We start from the raw sequence: 14,692 nt of genomic DNA, 5'->3' as shown, positions 1-14,692 counted from the left end.
TGCGGGAACCCTACGGGAAGGGCTGCGCCTCGGCGTACACGATGAAGATCTCCTTGACCCAGTACACCTGGCCCACCAGGCAGAACGCCACTGCCACCACGAGCACGGCTAGCCGCATCACGCGGTCGGCACGCGACTCCCGGAGCGAGACCGGCGACAGGAGACACATCGGCGCGATCGCCAGCAGCAGGTACCGCAGGATCCCCGCGCCCGGTGTGGTCATTCCCATCATGTACAGGGGGTACAGCCAACTCCAATCGCGAAGCTCTGGAACCAGGAACCGGCCCCGCAGCACGCGATAGGCCACGACACACGCGATCGCCCCGGCGAAGAACAGCACACCCGGGTCGACGAAGATCTGTCCGATCCAGTTGGCTGCCAGACCGAGGTCGGTGTCCTCCTGCGCCCACGCGGCCATGGTGGAGATGTACGCGGACGGATCCCCGGTCCTCACCGCTGCGATCGCCGGCCAGAGCCCTGTCAGCCCGATCGACAGGGCACCCAAGCCGATCAGCCCGACGATCGTGCTCGTGGGGACGGGATCCTCCCGGCGCCCCCGCAGCCGGCGCAGCAGGTGCAGGCCGAGCAAGGCGGCAACCACCAGTGTCAACGGGCGGGTGAGCGCGAGGAGCACGATCAGTGGCACGAGCAGCCGGTACCGTCGCTGGCTCAGCAGGGTCAGGATCACCGAGATCAGGAGCAGGACGAGCCCCTCGGTGTAGGCCACCTGGAGGATGGGCGTGCTGGGGAACGCGTTCAGGATGATCACCACCGAGGTGGCGAAGAATCGGTCCGCCCGGACCAGCAGCAGCCGGTAGATCACCACCATCGCCACGCCGGCGCACGTCATGCTCACCAGGCTCGCGGCGGGCGCGAAGTCGAGTCTGGTCAGGGCCATGACCAACCGAACCAGTGCGGGATAGGCCGGGAGGAACGCCCAGGTGTTCTCCTGCACTTCGCCGTCCTTCGTCGGCAGCGAGGACGGGTACCCCTCCTCAGCCACCGCCGCGTACCACTGACCGTCCCAGTTGGTGAGGACGCCCCAGTAGCCGGGTGCGTTGGTCTGCGGATGGGTCACCTGCACGACGCTGCGGTCATCCAAGGCGATCTGCCGGCTCGACGCCCATGTCAGGACGGCAGCGGAGACGAGGCGGCCGATCACAAAGATGCCCAGGGGCACCCACAGCCAGCTCCTGTTCGCGGACATTAGCCGCGAGGGCGGGGACGCCTCGTGAGCCTCGGTCGACTCGGTTCCGAGATTCTTGGACCCAACGTTCACTGCGTTCTCCTCCGGCGTGCCAACGGCACGATCCTCGCCTAGGCGGCAGGTCCGTCGGGGCGGATTGGTCGAATCGGCAGCCGTTCGGATTCCCCGTCGTCGGCAGGCGGAAGGTCGACGACGGGGGCATCGGCTACGTCACGGCGTGACCTGGCTGCGGACCACTGGTCGACGCCCTGGGCAGGGGCGGGAGTGTGCTGCTCGTGCACTCCCCGGTTCCGGGACTTCTCTCCCGGCGAGTTCGTCTGGCGCCGCAGCACCCTGCTGCGCGATGCCGGCGTGAGCCGGGTCGTGACGTCCCCGGTCATGGTGGCCCCCTCCTACGACCGCCTGGATTTCCGGCGTGTCGGCTCGTACGTGCTCGACCTGTGAAATCGCGCACCACTGCCGCCAATCCGGTCACGCTGTCCTGCCTGTCGTGCAAGGGTGGCCCGGTGCCACAGCCCGACCCTTCGCGTGCCAGTGCCCCCCTGATCCTGACGCTGGTTCCCCTGCTGGTCCTGGGCGGAGCCCTCGCGGTCGTGGTCAAGAGATTCGCCGAGCCCGTGACGAATCCGGACACCTTCTTCCACCTGCGCCTGGGGCGGGAGTTCCTGGGGCAGTGGACCCCGTGGGCCCCAGGCACCGTGACCCCGTTCGCCACTGCGGAATGGTCCCCCACACAGTGGCTGAGCCAGCTTCTGTACGCCGGAGCCGAGAAGTGGTTCGGCCTGCCGGGAGTCGCCTGGCTGAGCGGCACCGTGGCCATCGCCCTGGTGGCCACCCTCGCCCTGGTCTCGCGACGGTTCGGGGGTCTGCTGGTGGCCGCCCTCGTCACGGGGCTCGCAGTCTTCGGGAACCTCCCGTTCCTCACCTCGCGCCCGCAGGTGGCGAGCTACCTGTTCCTCGTCCTCGTGACGGCTGCCTGGCTCAACGCAGGACGCAACGGTCGGCTCCCCTGGTGGACGATCCCCCTCACCTGGGTCTGGGCCATGGTGCACGGTATGTGGCTCTCCGGGGTCATCGTCGGTCTGGGCGCCGCACTCGGGCTCAGCCTCGACCGCCGATCAGCACCCCCAGATCGGGCCCTTCACCCGTTCTGGGCACCCTGGCTCGTACCCGTCCTCTCGCTGCTGGCAGCAGGCCTGACGCCAGTCGGCCCCGCGATCTGGACGGCCACGGCACGGGTGAGCAGCATCTCCGGCTTCTTCACCGAGTGGTCGTCACCGGAGTTCACGGACCCGGTCACGGCGAGCGCCGCGCTCATGTTGGCGATCACGCTCCTCATCCGACTGCGGGACGGCGCCCAGTCCTGGCTCGAGCTCTGCCTGCTCGCGATGGCAGGTGGCTGGATGCTCCTGGCCGAGCGCTCCGTGCCCGTGGCCGTGGCAGTCCTGGTGCCCATGCTGGCGACCTCGCTCGGCACTCTCGTCCCCCGCAGACCGGCGGCGCGGTGGGAGGGGCGGGCGATAGTCGCTCTGGGGGTCCTCGCCTCGGCGGTCCTCGCCGCCACCGTTCCGTTCACCGCACAGCAGCCTCCCCGAGAGGACAGCGCGGCCTCGCGAGCCGTGGCAGCCCTGCCCGCCGGCAGCGCCCTCCTCAACAACTGGGATCTGGGCGGCATCGACATGTGGCTCTATCCCGATCTCGCACCGGTGATGCACGGATACGGCGACATGTTCACCGATGCGGAGCTGGAGCGGAACCTGGACATCCAGAACCTGGAGCCCGGGTGGGACGAGAAGCTCAGGGCGTTGCCGGTCACCCATGCCCTCCTGCTCACGGAGAGCCCGCTGGCGTACGCGCTCGAGAACGGCTGGGGCTGGACGGTGGAAGCACAGGACGACGACGACGCGGAAACACCCCTCGTCTTTCTCGTGGCGCCCGAGGGGTGGCTCGACGTGTCAGCCGAGTGAGGCGGCGACCCAGCGGTCAAGGAGATCCTGAGCCGCGCCGGAGTCGAGCCCCTGCGCCGCCTTCTCCATCCCCGCGGCCAGCCGGTCGACCGTCGTGCCCGCGCCGTCGTCGTAGACCGCCAGAGCAGCCCCGGCGTTGAGCAGCACCGCGTCGCGCACCGGCCCGCTCCGCCCCCCGAGCAGGCTGCGGACCACCTCGGCGTTGAACGCCGCGTCCCCGCCGCGCAGGGTCTCGACCGGGTTCAGCGACAACCCGAGCTCCACGGGGTCGACCGTCCCGCGCTCGACGCGGCCGTCCCGCACGCTCCACACGGTCGAGGTCGTCGTGATGGTCAGCTCGTCGAGTCCGTCGTCCCCGCGGAAGACCCAGGCATCCACGCCACGTCGGGCGAAGACCTCCGCCATGATCGGGGCCATCCGCAGGTCCGCGCACCCGATGGCCTGGGCCGCAGGACGGGCGGGGTTCGAGAGCGGTCCGAGCAGGTTGAAGCTGGTCGCGATCCCCAGCTCACGCCGCGGTGCGGCGGCGTGCCGCATCGCGGGGTGGAAGGCGGCGGCGAAGCAGAAGGTGATGCCGACCTCCTCGGCGATGGCCGCGACTCGCTCCAGCGGTAGGTCGAGCCGGATGCCGAGGGCCTCCAGCACGTCCGCCGACCCGGACTGGGACGAGGCGGAACGGCTCCCGTGCTTGACCACCCGGGCACCGGCCGCGGCCGCGACGATGGCCGACATCGTCGAGATGTTGACCGACATCGAGCGGTCCCCGCCCGTGCCCACGATGTCGAGGAGGCGACCCGGCACCGAGATGGGGTTGCCGGCCGCGAGCATCGCGTCGGAGAGCCCCTCGATCTCGTCGACCGACTCCCCTTTGGCGCGCAGCGCCACCGCGAAGCCCGCGATCTGGGCGGGGCTCGCCGCCCCGGCGAGGATCTCGCCCATCGCCCACTGGGCCTGGTCCACGGAGAGGTCACGACCGGCCACGAGGTCGGTGAGGACCTCCGGCCAGGTGGCGGCCGCCATCGAGGTCAGGCGGTCGCCGGCACGCGCGAGCGCAGCAGTGCCACGACCGACTCCGCCAGCTGGATCGGGTCGATCGGGTGCGGCACGGCCGCCTCCGCCCGGGACCACGTGGCCAGCCAGGCGTCCTGGGGTCGCCCGGTGAGCACCAGCACGGGCGGGCAGTCGTAGATCTCGTCCTTGAGCTGCTTCGCGATGCCCATGCCGCCGGCCGGGACGGCCTCGCCGTCGAGGATGAGCAGGTCGATGCCGCCGGCGTCCATGTTGGCGATGACGACGGGCTCGGTGGCCACCTCGACGTACTCCAGCTCGGGGAGGTCGGGGTGCGGACGCCGTCCCAGGGCGAGGATGACCTGCTGACGCGTGTTGATGTCGTCGGAGTAGACGAGCACCTTCAGCGGGGCGGTCTTCGAGGCATTCGTGTCCATCACGTCGCTGATGCTACCCGCCTGGGCGGGCCAGCTGCTCCCGCGCCTCCATCCGGTCCAACCGGCGGTCCTCCCGCTCGCCCTCCTTCATCGAGGAGCGCGCCCACTGGGCGAAGAGCACCAGCAGGAAGATGATGCCGATCAGGTCGCCCGAGGCCCAGAGGATGCCTCCCGCGCGGTGCTGGTCGTCCATGGCGTCGGGCAGCCAGGCGCCCATCGGCCCCTCGCGCAGGGCCAGGTACCACTCACCGGCCAGCAGCTGGCTCTGCCCCATGATCGTGACGCCCAGGAAGGCGTGGAAGGGCAGCGTCAGCACCGTCAGCAGCAACCGGAAGGGGTAGCTGACCCGGCCCGGCACGGGGTCGATCCCCATCAGCGGCCAGAAGAAGAGGGCACCCACCAGCACCAGGTGCACGTGCATCATCTCGTGCACGTACGTGGAGCGGAGGCTGGCGTCGTACCAGCCGGTGAAGTAGAGCGCCCACGGCGAGAGGATGTAGAGGCCGAAGACCAGTGGCGGGAAGGAGAGCACCCGCGCCACCCGCGAGTGCAGCAGGCTCAGCAGCCAGGTGCGGGGCGGCCGCGGGAGGGTGCGCAGGGCCAGGGTCACCGGCGCCCCCAGCGCCAGGCACAGCGGCACCACCATCGACAGGATCATGTGCTGGACCATGTGGGCCGAGAGCAGCACCGTGTCGTAGCGGGCCAGGCCCGAGGCCGTGGCGAAGACGAAGGAGCCCATGCCGAGGCCCACGAAGGCCACGGTCCGCCCCCAGGGCCAGTCGTCGCCGCGCCGGCGCAGGGTCCGGACGCCGAGGAGGTAGAGGCCGCAGACCCAGACCGTCAGGACGAACGGGACGGGCGCGAGGCCCCAGTCGGTGAAGACACGGCCGAGGGTGAACTCCGGTAGCACAGTCGAACCGGATGAGGCAACGAGCATTGCCTCAGAGTACGCGGCGCCCCGAGGCCCCGGCGCCCGGAGTGCGACCGCACTGGGGGCCCGCTGCGGCGAAACGCCCAAACCGAGGGGGTAGGGGTACTGCCGGGGAGACCCTCCGACATAATGACTACCGTGGCGACAGCAACGGCTATTCCGGCATCCCGGCTACACGGGCACCACGATCGACCCAGCATGGTCAGCGTGGGGACGATCATCTGGCTCGCGAGCGAGCTCATGTTCTTCGCGGCGCTCTTCGCGTCGTACTTCACGATCCGGGCGGTGAGCCCGGATCTTTGGGCTCAGGAGACCGCTCACCTCAACGTGCCCTTCGCCGCGGGGAACACCACGATCCTGGTGCTGTCCTCCGTGGCGTGCCAGCTGGGTGTCTTCGCCGCCGAGCGCGGCCAGGTGGGCCGCACCGGCTCGATCTTCGCCGTCAAGGGCTGGGGTCTGCGCGAGTGGTTCATCCTCACCTACGTCATGGGCGCGATCTTCGTCGCCGGCCAGGCGCTGGAGTACGTCGAGCTCGTCCACCACGGCGTGACCATCCAGGACTCCGCCTACGGAACGATGTTCTACCTCACCACCGGGTTCCACGGGATCCACGTGACCGGGGGTCTGATCGCTTTCCTCTTCGTCCTGGGCCGCACCTACCTGGCCCGCCGCTTCACCCATGAACAGGCCGTCAGCGCCATCGTCGTGTCCTACTACTGGCACTTCGTCGACGTGGTGTGGATCGCCCTGTTCGCTGCCATCTACCTCATCCAATGAGTCTCCGAACCGGATCTGAAGAGGAATTTGTCACGTGCGTCTCCTGAATCGAACCGCCGGACGGCTCTCCCGGCACCGCCGGGCCCCGCTCGCGGGTCTTGCCGTGCTGCTCCTGGGGCTGGTGATGACCGGCGGGCTCTACTCGGCCTTCGCCCCTGCCACCGCGCAGCAGGCCACCAGCGACCAGGAGCTCATCGAGCAGGGTCGTGAGCTCTTCCTGGTCGGCTGCTCCTCGTGCCACGGCCTGAACGCCGAGGGCGTGAGCACCGTCCGCGACGGCTACAACATCGGCCCCTCGCTGGTGGGCGTCGGCGCTGCCGCCGTCGACTTCCAGGTCGGGACCGGCCGGATGCCGTTGGCGAACCCGAGCCACCAGGCGCCCCGCAAGGAGCGCCTCTACAACGACGAAGAGATCGACGCGATGGCCGCCTACGTGGCCAGCCTGGGCCCCGGCCCGGCGATCCCGACCGAAGAGGACTACAGCGTCGACGGCCTGTCCGAGGAGGAGCGCCAGGAGGCGATCTCCCGCGGCGGCCAGATCTTCCTCACCAACTGCACCGCCTGCCACAACTTCAACGGCTCCGGCGGAGCCATGCCCCGGGGCGGCTACGCCCCCTCGCTCAAGGGCGTCGACGAGAAGCACATCTACGAGGCCATGCTCACCGGCCCGCAGAGCATGGACGTCTTCTCCAACGGCAACATCCCGCCCGACGCCAAGCGTGACGTCATCGCCTACCTGAAGTCGCTGGAGTCCGAGCCCGAGTACGGCGGCTTCGGCCTGGGTGGCCTCGGACCGGTCTCCGAGGGCGTCTTCGCCTGGGTCATCGGCATGGGCAGCCTGGTCGCGTTCGCGGTGTGGATCGCTGCGCACTCGACCCGTTCGAAGAAGGACAAGGTGGAAGCGTGAGTCACAACGACCACAACGAGCAGAACCTCCCCGCGGTCGAGGGTGACCCGATCGCGGACCCGGGTCTCCCGCCGCACGAGTGGCGTCCCACCGACGTCGACGAGCGGGCCGCCAAGCGGGCCGAGCGCCAGGTCGCGACCTTCTTCGGGCTCTCCGCGCTGTTCGCCGTCCTCTTCGTCGTCGCCTACTTCACCTTCGACGTCGGGGACGACCCGGACACGCTGATGGGCTTCGGCGCCTCCAACGTGACGCTGGGTGCCACCCTGGGCCTCGCCCTGCTGCTGCTCGGCGTCGGCATCATCCAGTGGGCCCGCAAGCTCATGGCAGACCACGAGCTGGTGGAGTACCGCCACCCGGCGCGCTCCTCCGACGAGGACCGGGAGGGCGCCGTCGAGGCGCTGCAGACCGGCCTGGCCGAGTCCGGCATCGGCCGCCGCCCGCTGGTGCGCAACTCGCTGCTCGGCGCCATGGCCGCCCTCGGCCTGCCGGCCGTGGTGCTGCTGCGCGACCTCGGCCCCCTCCCCTTCTCCGACGACGTGGTCGACCCGGAGAACGGCGGCGGCCTGGAGCACACCATCTGGAAGAAGGGCGAGCGAGTCGTCCGCGACGTCCTCGGCACTCCGATCCAGGTCTCCGACCTGGAGATCGGCGACCTGGTCAACGCCCAGCCGGCCGCGATCTTCGCGGTCGACGAGAACGGTCACCACGTCTTCGAGGGCGCGGCCCTGCAGGTCGCCAAGTCCAAGGCGTCCCTGATCCTGCTGCGCATGGAGCCGGACGACATCACCCCCGGCCCCGGCCGGGAGAACTGGACCGTCGACGGCATCGTCGCCTACTCCAAGATCTGCACCCACGTGGGCTGCCCGATCTCGCTCAACGAGCGCATCACGCACCACCTGCTCTGCCCCTGCCACCAGTCGACCTTCGACCTGGCCGACAGCGCCCGGGTGGTCTTCGGACCGGCCGCGCGGGCACTGCCTCAGCTGCCCCTGGCCGTCGACGACGAGGGCTACCTGATCGCGCAGAGCGACTTCACCGAACCCGTCGGTCCGAGCTACTGGGAGCGTGACTCGAAGTGAGCATCGACACCAGCAAGGTGGCCTCCACCAACGCCACCACCGCTGCGACCGCCAAGCGGTCCAAGCCCGGTGGGCTGGCGACCTGGGCCGACGAGCGCCTCGGCCTCGCCGGCGCGATGAAGAAGAACCTGCGCAAGGTCTTCCCCGACCACTGGTCGTTCATGCTGGGCGAGATCGCCCTGTGGAGCTTCGTCGTGCTGCTCCTGACCGGCGTCTTCCTGACGCTCTGGTTCACCCCCAGCATGTCCGAGGTGCAGTACCAGGGCTCCTACGACCAGCTGCGTGGCGTCTACATGTCCGAGGCGATGGTCTCGGCGCTGGACATCTCGTTCGACGTGCGTGGCGGCCTCTTGATGCGGCAGATGCACCACTGGGCGGCGATGATCTTCATCGCCTCCATGATGGTCCACCTGATGCGCGTCTACTTCACGGGCGCCTTCCGCAAGCCGCGTGAGCTCAACTGGGTGATCGGCATGCTGCTGCTCATCCTGGGCACGCTCGAGGGCTTCACCGGCTACTCCCTCCCCGACGACCTGCTCTCGGGCACGGGCGTCCGGGCGGCGGACGGCTTCATGAAGTCCGCGCCGGTGATCGGCACCTACATGTCGTTCTTCCTCTTCGGCGGCGAGTTCCCGGGCGAGTCGATCATCCCGCGGCTCTACATCATCCACGTGCTGCTGATCCCGGGTCTGCTCCTCGCCCTGATCGCGGCGCACATGCTCCTGCTCGTCTACCACAAGCACACCCAGTGGCCCGGGCCCGGACGCACCGAGCAGAACGTGGTCGGCTACCCGATGCTCCCCGTGTACGCGGCCAAGGCCGGCGGCTTCTTCTTCGTGGTCTTCGGCGTGACGGCGCTGATGGGCGGCTTCATGACCATCAACCCGGTCTGGAAGTACGGCCCGTACGACCCGTCCAAGGTGACCGCGGGCTCCCAGCCCGACTGGTACATGGGCTGGCCCGACGGCGCGCTGCGCATCATGCCCGGCTGGGAGTCGTCGTTCCTGGGCATCACGCTCTCCTGGAACGTGCTGCTGCCGATCCTGGTGCTGCCGATCCTGCTCTTCGTCGTGGTCCTGCTGCTGCCCTTCATCGAGGCGTGGATCACCGGCGACAAGCGGGAGCACCACCTGCTCCAGCGTCCGCGCAACGCGCCCACGCGCACCGCGGTCATGGTGGCCCTGATGACGTTCTACGGCCTCCTGTGGGCTGCCGGCGGCAACGACATCATCGCGATCAAGTTCGACCTGAGCATCAACCAGATCACCTACTTCATGCGGGCGGCTGTGTTCATCGGTCCGGTGATCGCTTTCTGGATCACCCGCCGTTGGTGCATCTCTCTCCAGCGCCACGACGAGGAGAAGCTCCTCCACGGCTACGAGACCGGCGTCATCATGCGCTCGCCCGAGGGGGCCTACAGCGAACGGCACCTGCCGCTCCCGCTGGACAGCCAGTACACCCTCACGGCGCGTGACCGCGACGAGGTCTACACGCTGGAGAGCGACGTGGACGCCAACGGGGTGCCGGCGCCCGGCACCCGTGCCAACCGGCTCCGCGCCCGGCTGTCGGCCTGGTTCAACGGCCACAACGTGCAGAAGCCGACCCGCGAGGAGCTGGCCGCCGCACACCACCACGCCGAGCACGAGGCCGAGCTGCAGTCCGGGCTCGACCACGCCGTCGACGGGCACCAGTTCGACGGTGTCCACCCGGTGGAGGGCGACGAGCTCAGGCACTGAGTGAGCGTCAGCCAGTGATCATCACGTTCGCCCGGTCCCCGTCCAGGGGGCCGGGCGAACGTGTTCCCAGGAGTAGGAAGGCGGCCCCGCGATGACCGTGCAGCTCGGGTTGGACACTTTCGGAGACATCACCCATGACGAGGCCGGCGGCCTCCTCCCCCACCACCAGGTCCTGCGCGACGTCGTGGAGGAGGCGGTGCTGGCCGACCAGGTGGGCATCGACGCCTTCAACGTCGGGGAGCACCACCGTGACGACTTCGCCATCTCGGCCCCCGAGGTCGTGCTGGCCGCCATCGCGGCCCGGACCACCCGGATCACCCTCGGCACGGCGGTGACGGTGCTCAGCTCCGACGACCCGATCCGGGTCTACGAGCGGTTCGCGACGCTCGACGCACTCTCCCGGGGCCGGGCCGAGATCACGCTGGGGCGCGGCTCCTTCACCGAGTCCTTCCCGCTCTTCGGCCTGGACCTCGCCGACTACGAGATCCTCTTCGAGGAGAAGCTCCGGCTCTTCGCCAGCCTGCGCTCCGAGGGCGAGGTGTCGTTCCAGGGCCGCACCCGCCCGGCGCTGGCGCCCACCCACGTCCACCCGAGGACCGAGCGGGGCGGCCTGCCCGCCTGGGTCGGGGTCGGGGGCTCACCCGAGTCCGTGGTGCGCGCCGCCCGGCACGGCCTCCCGATGATGCTCGCCATCATCGGCGGGGCGCCGTCCCGGTTCGCCCCCTTCGTCGACCTCTACCGGCGCGCCCTCGACGAGCTCGGGCAGCCGGCCCAGCCGGTCGGCGTGCACTGCCCCGGGTTCGTGGCGGCCACCGACCAGGAGGCCAGGGATCAGCTCTTCCCCCACTTCAAGGCCAACCGCGACCGGATCGGTGCGGAGCGGGGCTGGGGCCCGGCCACCAGGGAGCAGTTCGAGGGGGAGGTCGAGCACGGCGCGCTCTTCGTCGGCTCCCCGGAGACGGTAGCGCGCAAGATCGCCGACACCGTCCGCGAGCTGGGCATCGACCGGTTCGACCTGAAGTACTCCAACGGGCCGCTGCCGCACCCCCGGCTGATGGAGTGCATCCGGCTCTACGGGACCGAGGTGGCCCCGCGGGTCCGGGCGCTCCTGGCCTGACAGGGTGTGTCCTGCTGACCGCGGCGCGGGGTGGTGCCGTTCACCGCAGCAGATGAACGGCCGTCCTCAGTCGCGGCCTAGGTCCCGGTAGATCCGCTCGCGTTCGGCATCGGGTACGGAGTCGGAAACGAAGACCGCGAAGGAGTCCTCGTCGAAGCGGACGCCCACGACATCGTCGGGCGGATACCCACGAAATGCCCACGTGGTGACCTGTGCTGGCTGCTCCCCGAGCACAGAGCCAGCAGCACCCTGACCGACGTCGTCACCCTATGCCTCGTCGGCGACAGAGTCACTGCTGGCTTTCCGCTCGGTGTAGACGTGGGACGTGTAGACGATGCCGTCAGCCAGACGACGAACGGCCCCGGACAGATCGTCCGGGGCCGTTCTGCGTGGGTGCACGCCTCAGTGGGCGTGCTCCCCGCGGTAGTACTCGAAGACCCAGCCACACAGGGCGATCAGGCCGAGAGCCCCGGCGATCAACACCAGCCACCAGGCGCTCATCGCGATCGCATACATCATCAGCGAGAGCGTCAGCGCACACCAGAGCGGCCACCAGGAGTACGGCGGGAAGAAGCCGAGCTCGCCCGCCCCCTCCTCGATGTCACCGTCCTTGCGGTCCTCCGGGCGGGGGTCCATGCGCGAGGCGTGGAAGCCCAGGTAGAGGGCGATCATCCAGGCCAGGAACGTGGTCATCACCAGGGCCGAGGTACCGGTCCAGTCGTTGGTGATCACCCAGTAGGCGGGCGAGACCAGGGTGAAGAAGACTCCCGTGACCACGAAGATCCATGCTTCGGCCTTCATCGTGCGTCACCGTCCTTGTCCTCGTCGATCGTGGTGGAACCCATGCGCTCCTCCAGGAGCTCCTGGCGACCCGACACGTCGGGGGCGTCCGCGAACCCGCCCTGACGCTCGGCCTCGTTCTGCTCCAGCTCGAGCGCGGCGATCTCCGGGTGGTGCAGGTCGAACGCCGGCGACTCCGAGCGGATCCGGGGCAGCTGGTGGAAGTTGTGCCGCGGCGGCGGGGACGACGTGGCCCACTCCAACGACCGGCCCCAGCCCCACGGGTCGTCCACCCCGACGAGCGGGGCGTTGCGGGACTGGTAGACGTTCCAGAGGAACGGCAGGGTCGAGGCGGCGAGCAGGAACGCACCCACCGTCGAGATCTGGTTGAGCGTGGTGAAGCCGTCCTCCGGCAGGTAGTCGGCGTAGCGACGGGGCATGCCCTCGACGCCGAGCCAGTGCTGGACCAGGAAGGTCGAGTGGAACCCGACGAACAGCAGCCAGAAGTGGAGCTTGCCGAGGCGCTCGTCGAGCATCCGACCCGTCATCTTCGGCCACCAGAAGTAGAAGCCGGCGAACATCGCGAAGACCACCGTGCCGAAGACCACGTAGTGGAAGTGAGCCACCACGAAGTAGGAGTCCGAGACGTGGAAGTCCAGCGGCGGGCTGGCCAGGATGACCCCGGTGAGACCACCGAAGAGGAAGGTGGTCAGGAAGCCGATCGACCACAGCATCGGGGTGTCGAAGGAGACTGATCCGCCCCACATCGTGCCGATCCAGTTGAAGAACTTCACTCCTGTCGGCACCGCGATCAAGAACGTCATGCCGGAGAAGAACGGCAGGTCCACCGCGCCGGTGACGAACATGTGGTGGGCCCAGACCGCGATGGAGAGCACCGCGATCGCCATGGTGGCGCCGACCAGGCCGACGTAGCCGAAGATCGGCTTGCGGCTGAAGACGGGCAGGATCTCAGAGACGATGCCGAAGAACGGCAGCGCGATGATGTAGACCTCCGGGTGACCGAAGAACCAGAAGAGGTGCTGCCACAGGATCGGCCCGCCGTGGGCGGGGTCGAAGACGTGGGCGCCCAGCAGGCGGTCGGCCTCCAGCGAGAGCAGCGCGCCACCGAGGATCGGGAAGGCCATCAGCACCAGCATGCTGGTGATCAGCGCGTTCCAGGTGAAGATCGGCATCCGGAACATCGTCATGCCGGGGGCACGCATGGTGATGATCGTGGTGATGAAGTTGACGGCACCCAGGATCGTGCCGAGACCCGCCATGTAGAGGCCCATGATCCACAGGTCTCCGCCGACTCCGGGAGAGCGGACCGCGTCGGAGAGCGGGGTGTAGGCGAACCACCCGAAGTCAGCGGCGCCCGAGGGGGTGAGGAAGCCGGACGCGGCGATCAGGCCGCCGAAGAGGAAGAGCCAGTAGCTGAACATGTTCAGCCGCGGGAACGCCACGTCGGGCGCACCGATCTGGATCGGCATGATCATGTTGGCGAACCCGAAGAAGAGCGGGGTCGCGAAGAGCAGCAGCATGATCGTGCCGTGCATGGTGAAGAGCTGGTTGTAGAGCTCGTCGTTGACCACCTGGTTGCCCGGGAAGGCCAGCTCCGAACGGATGACCATCGCCATCAGCCCGCCGAGGATGAACCAGATGAACGAGGTCACCAGGTACATCTTCCCGATCAGCTTGTGATCGGTGGTGGTCAGCATCCTGACCGTCTGCTGGCCCAGGGTCAGCTTCGGCGTGCCCGTGACCTGCGGTGAATCTGCGAGCGCGGTCACTCCTGGCCTCCTTCTTCGTCATCGTCCTCGGCCTGCCCGGCCTCTTCCACTTCGTCCTCGGACGGATCGTCCAGGCCGGCCTGGGTCAGGGCGTCGGATCCCCCGAGCAGCGGCCCGTCGGAGACGGAGCCCGTCTCCTCGAGCTCGGCGAGGTACAGCTCGTAGTCAGCCTGGCTGACGATCTCCACGTTGAACAGCATCCGGGAGTGGTAGGTGCCGCAGAGCTCGAAGCACTTGCCCACGTAGGTGCCGATCTCGTTGGGCGTCACCTGGAACTTGTTGATCCGGCCCGGCACCACGTCGAGCTTGGTGAGGAACACCGGCACGCCGAAGGAGTGGATCACGTCCGGGGAGTGCAGGTTGAACTGCACCCGCTGGTCCACCGGAAGCACCAGGGTCGGCTGGATCGCGGTGGTGCCCACCGTGTACGGGGTGGTGCCACCCTCGCCCTGGTCGGTGTAGTTGAACGTCCAGGACCACTGCTGACCCACGACGTCGACCGTCACGTCAGGGTCGTCGACCATCTCGGTCACCTCGTTCTGGACGTTGACGGTCCAGTAGAAGAAGACGACGACCATCATGATCGGCGCGACGGTGTAGAAGATCTCCAGCGGCAGGTTGTACCTGACCTGGACCGGGACCTCGTCGTCGCTGCGGCGCCGGAAGCGCCACGACGAGTAGAAGATCAGGCCCCAGGTGAGCACGCCGACCACGAGGGCGGCGACCCAGGCCCACCGCCACAGCTCGAGGGTGGCCGGTCCCTGCTCGGTAATCGGCGATGGCATCGCGAACCGGGCGATCTCATCGGTGTCCTCAGCCGAGCACGCACCCAGGAACAACAGGGTGAGGCCCAGCACGGTGGCGGTCGCGACCCTCTTGACGGGTGCGACTGCGCGCGAGGGGAGTTGCAGACCCACGAACGAGCCTCTCTCTTGGGCAGTCACGTATAGGGATGA

13 protein-coding genes are annotated in these 14,692 nt (G+C 68.8%); 6 read left to right on the top strand and 7 right to left on the bottom strand.

Features of this window, described 5'->3' with window-relative positions; translation table 11 throughout:
• Positions 1-10: 10 nt before the first annotated feature.
• Positions 11-1,180: a hypothetical protein gene (locus AC4BG9_RS04920; protein WP_490569960.1), complete on the bottom strand. Its 1,170-nt coding sequence runs from the start codon at positions 1,178-1,180 to the stop codon at positions 11-13.
• 533 nt (positions 1,181-1,713) lie between these two features.
• On the opposite strand from AC4BG9_RS04920, the gene AC4BG9_RS04915 reads away from it, so the two are divergent.
• Positions 1,714-3,174, top strand: coding sequence for a hypothetical protein (locus tag AC4BG9_RS04915; protein WP_490569959.1), 1,461 nt, complete (start codon positions 1,714-1,716; stop codon positions 3,172-3,174).
• On the opposite strand, the gene trpD is transcribed toward AC4BG9_RS04915, so the two are convergent.
• Genes trpD through AC4BG9_RS04900 form a run of 3 tightly spaced genes read right to left on the bottom strand, consistent with a single transcriptional unit; the run spans position 3,163 to position 5,556 of the window.
• A complete protein-coding gene (gene trpD, locus AC4BG9_RS04910) occupies positions 3,163-4,194 on the bottom strand; it encodes an anthranilate phosphoribosyltransferase (protein ID WP_490569958.1) in 1,032 nt (343 codons plus the stop codon). The two genes, AC4BG9_RS04915 and trpD, sit on opposite strands and share 12 nt — an antisense overlap.
• 5 nt (positions 4,195-4,199) lie before the next feature.
• Entirely contained in the window at positions 4,200-4,619 is a 420-nt protein-coding gene (locus tag AC4BG9_RS04905; RefSeq protein WP_490569957.1) for an Rv3143 family two-component system response regulator, read from the bottom strand.
• A gap of 13 nt (positions 4,620-4,632) precedes the next feature.
• Positions 4,633-5,556, bottom strand: coding sequence for a cytochrome c oxidase assembly protein (locus AC4BG9_RS04900; RefSeq protein WP_490569956.1), 924 nt, complete (start codon positions 5,554-5,556; stop codon positions 4,633-4,635).
• Positions 5,557-5,679: 123 nt separating this feature from the next.
• On the opposite strand from AC4BG9_RS04900, the gene ctaE reads away from it, so the two are divergent.
• The 5 genes from ctaE to AC4BG9_RS04875 all read left to right on the top strand — a co-directional run bounded on the left by ctaE (position 5,680) and on the right by AC4BG9_RS04875 (position 11,166).
• Positions 5,680-6,327 carry an aa3-type cytochrome oxidase subunit III gene (gene ctaE / locus AC4BG9_RS04895; protein WP_490569955.1) on the top strand — a complete coding sequence of 216 codons (648 nt, stop codon included), beginning with the start codon at positions 5,680-5,682 and terminating at the stop codon, positions 6,325-6,327.
• 34 nt (positions 6,328-6,361) lie between these two features.
• Positions 6,362-7,234, top strand: a complete 873-nt coding sequence (qcrC, locus tag AC4BG9_RS04890) for a cytochrome bc1 complex diheme cytochrome c subunit (RefSeq protein WP_490569954.1) — start codon at positions 6,362-6,364, stop codon at positions 7,232-7,234.
• Positions 7,231-8,313, top strand: a complete 1,083-nt coding sequence (gene qcrA, locus AC4BG9_RS04885; RefSeq protein ID WP_490569953.1) for a cytochrome bc1 complex Rieske iron-sulfur subunit — start codon at positions 7,231-7,233, stop codon at positions 8,311-8,313. Before qcrC ends, qcrA begins: the two co-directional genes overlap by 4 nt.
• Complete coding sequence (gene qcrB / locus AC4BG9_RS04880; protein WP_490569952.1) at positions 8,310-10,049, top strand: cytochrome bc1 complex cytochrome b subunit; 1,740 nt, start codon at positions 8,310-8,312, stop codon at positions 10,047-10,049. The genes qcrA and qcrB overlap by 4 nt, the downstream gene beginning before the upstream one ends.
• A gap of 91 nt (positions 10,050-10,140) precedes the next feature.
• Positions 10,141-11,166, top strand: a complete 1,026-nt coding sequence (locus AC4BG9_RS04875) for an LLM class flavin-dependent oxidoreductase (RefSeq protein ID WP_490569951.1) — start codon at positions 10,141-10,143, stop codon at positions 11,164-11,166.
• Positions 11,167-11,568: 402 nt separating this feature from the next.
• On the opposite strand, the gene AC4BG9_RS04870 is transcribed toward AC4BG9_RS04875, so the two are convergent.
• The 3 genes from AC4BG9_RS04870 to ctaC are packed head-to-tail and all read right to left on the bottom strand — an operon-like array spanning position 11,569 to position 14,653.
• A complete protein-coding gene (locus AC4BG9_RS04870) occupies positions 11,569-11,967 on the bottom strand; it encodes a cytochrome c oxidase subunit 4 (protein ID WP_490569950.1) in 399 nt (132 codons plus the stop codon).
• Positions 11,964-13,736, bottom strand: coding sequence for an aa3-type cytochrome oxidase subunit I (gene ctaD, locus AC4BG9_RS04865; protein ID WP_490569949.1), 1,773 nt, complete (start codon positions 13,734-13,736; stop codon positions 11,964-11,966). The genes AC4BG9_RS04870 and ctaD overlap by 4 nt, the downstream gene beginning before the upstream one ends.
• On the bottom strand, positions 13,733-14,653 hold the full coding sequence (gene ctaC / locus AC4BG9_RS04860; RefSeq protein WP_490569948.1) for an aa3-type cytochrome oxidase subunit II: 921 nt from the start codon (positions 14,651-14,653) through the stop codon (positions 13,733-13,735). The genes ctaD and ctaC overlap by 4 nt, the downstream gene beginning before the upstream one ends.
• Between the last annotated feature and the right edge of the window lie 39 nt (positions 14,654-14,692).

It is taken from the genome of Nocardioides sp. Z40_12, assembly GCF_058215795.1.
This window is presented reverse-complemented; position numbering and strand designations above follow the sequence as displayed.